The 2,792-nt window shown below is 61.1% G+C and carries 2 protein-coding genes; both read left to right on the top strand.

All coding sequences use genetic code 11. The features are described from left to right. The coding region (locus FEM54_RS29750; protein ID WP_138453978.1) for a sensor histidine kinase at nt 1-1,350 on the top strand (1,350 nt) is incomplete at its 5' end. Continuing rightward, nucleotides 1,340-2,737 (top strand): sigma-54-dependent transcriptional regulator, encoded by a 1,398-nt coding sequence (locus FEM54_RS29745; RefSeq protein ID WP_017137025.1) that lies wholly within the window; start codon nt 1,340-1,342, stop codon nt 2,735-2,737. The genes FEM54_RS29750 and FEM54_RS29745, both read left to right, overlap by 11 nt. Nucleotides 2,738-2,792 lie beyond the last annotated feature (55 nt).

Below are 2,792 nucleotides of genomic sequence, written 5' to 3'. Positions count from 1 at the left end.
GTGTTGCAAACCATCCAGGTGGCCGGCGTGACGACGGGCCTGGTGGTCTCAACGTTCGAAACCACCCAAGAGGGCGTCGACTACGTGCTGTTGGTGGCCACGTACCTGGACAGCAGCTTCCTCACCAGCGTGGCCGATGTGCATTCCCTCGACCTGCGCCTGTACCTGGCCAACCCTACGGGGTTTTCCGAGATATTCTCGACCCAGCGCTTTGAGAATCATCCGTCACGCATTCCCACGAATGTTGAAACGGCGATGCGCGCCACCAAGCAACCGAGCGAGCAGTTCACCAATAACTACAGCGGTTTGTACTGGCCGATCTTCAATGATGGCGGCGAACTGCAAGGCGTGATTTTCAGCGGCCTGTTGCGCCATACCAGCCTGGTGGGGCTGGTGAACCAGAGCAACCTGTTCGTGCTGATCTTCTTGCTGAGTTCGGCGTTGTCGCTGGGCGCCGGTGTCTTGGTGTCACGCCGCCTGACCAAACCGTTGCGCGATTTATCCCAGGGCGTGGACGCAGTGATCTCGGGCAATTACGAGCATCGCGTGCTGGTCAGCGGCGGCGATGAGCTGGCGCAACTGAGCAGCACCTTCAACCACATGACCGAACGCCTGGGCGAGTTGCACCACCTCGAGGCCCAGCTGCGCCGCCGCGACCGGCTGCATGCTTTGGGCGAAGTCGCCATGGGCCTGGCACACGAGATTCGCAACCCGCTGGGCATCATCAAGACCGCCACCCAACTGCTGCATCGTCGCGTCGACCTGCCGGACACCGACAAGCGCCACCTCGAATACGTTATCAGCGAAGTCAGCCGCATCAACGACCTGATCACCGAGTTTCTGGATTTCGCCAAACCCAACCCGCCCCTGCGTGTGCTGCAGGCGGCGCGCCCGGTGGTGGAAGAGATCCTCGGCTTTTGCAGCCCGGAGCTGGCCACCCATAACATCGATGCGCACATCGATGACCAGGCGCCCGGCGCGACGATTTATGCCGATGCCAAGCAACTCAAGCAGGCATGCCTGAACCTGATCCTCAATGCCATTGATGCGATGCCCGAAGGCGGGCGCCTGACCTTGGGCATTCGCAGTGTGGACGGCAATACGGTGATCAGCATTGCTGACACCGGCCAAGGCATTCCGGCCGATATGATCGAGCGGATCTTCACGCCATTCGTCACCACCAAGGCCTCGGGCACGGGCCTGGGGCTGGCTAAAGTCTATTCGATCATGGAAAGTCATGACGGCAGCATCGAATGTGCCAGTGAGAAAGATGCCGGCGCCACCTTCAGCCTGTACATTCCGGCCCATGGTGAAGACGACGGTGACGATGAGGAAGTTCATGACGCATAACGTATTGGTAGTCGACGACGAGCCCAAGCTCTGCGACTTGCTGTCATCGGCCTTGAGCCAGAACGGCATCCAGGTATTTACCGCCGGCAATGGCCTGCACGCGCTCAAGGTGCTGGAGCAGGAAGACATCGACCTGGTGATCAGCGACTGGCGCATGCCAGGCATGGACGGGCCGGCGCTGTTGGCGGAGATAAAAGTGCGCTTTCCGGAGTTGCCGGTGATCGTGATGACCGCCTACAGCACGGTAAAAAACGCCGTGCAGTCGATGCGTAATGGCGCCTATGACTACATTGCCAAGCCGTTCGATATCGACGAGCTGGACATCACCGTGGCCAAGGCCCTGCAGTTTCGCGACATCATGCGCGACAACGCACGCCTGCGCGCCGAGCTGGATCACCATGCGCAGTTCGACAGCCTGGTGGGCGACAGCCCGGCGTTTCGCCAGGTGCTGCACGCGGTCGATTCGGTACGCGACAGCAACGCCACCATCCTGCTGACTGGCGAAAGCGGTACCGGCAAGGAAATGGTCGCCCGCGCGATTCACAAACATGGCAGCCGCGCCGACAAGCCGTTCGTGGCGGTCAACTGCGCGGCCATCCCCGAAGGCTTGCTGGAAAGCGAGATGTTTGGCCATCGCAAAGGCGCCTTTACCGGTGCCGTGGCCGATCGGGTAGGGCGCTTTATGCAGGCTGACCAAGGCACTTTGTTTCTGGATGAAGTGGGCGACATGCCGTTGGCGTTGCAGGCCAAGATCCTGCGGGCCTTGCAGGAGCGGGTGATCGAGCCGGTGGGCGACTCGCGCGAGCGCAAGGTGGATGTGCGCGTGATCGCCGCCACGAACAAGAACCTGCTGGATGCGGTGGCCAATAAAGAATTTCGCGAAGACCTGTATTACCGCCTCAATGTATTCCCGATCCCGTTGCCGGCCTTGCGCGAGCGCGCCGAAGACATCGTGCCCCTGGCCCGGCACTTCGCCCAGACCCTGAGCGCTACCGCGGGCAAACGCATCACCGGCTTCAGCCCCGAGGCATTGCAGGCGATGGCGGCTTACCACTGGCCGGGCAATATTCGTGAGCTGCAGAACTGCGTGGAGCGGGCGACCATCGTGGCGGCTTCGCCGGTGATTGAAGACATTGACTTGCCGGCTTATCTGTTTGCGTCCAAACCTGCCGAGGACGGCGTTACGGCGCTGCTCGGTGACACACCGGGCGTGCCTGCCGACCTGGATGCGGCGCTGGCTGAGGTCGAGAAAACCTACATCATGGCGGCGTTGAACGAGAGCAACGGCGTGCAGGCTGCGGCAGCGGCGAAGATCGGGATTTCCGAGAGGAGTTTTTGGTATCGGCTGAAGAAGCTGGGGATTCAGGTCGAGAAGATCATCCGCTGATCTATCAGGCTCACCATGAACCCCAATGTGGGAGCTGGCTTGCCTGCGATGGCGG

Source organism: Pseudomonas edaphica, from assembly GCF_005863185.1.
GTDB classification, from domain to species: domain Bacteria; phylum Pseudomonadota; class Gammaproteobacteria; order Pseudomonadales; family Pseudomonadaceae; genus Aquipseudomonas; species Aquipseudomonas edaphica.
Note: the sequence above shows the minus strand (reverse complement) of the source record. Positions and strands in the feature narration are given on the sequence as shown.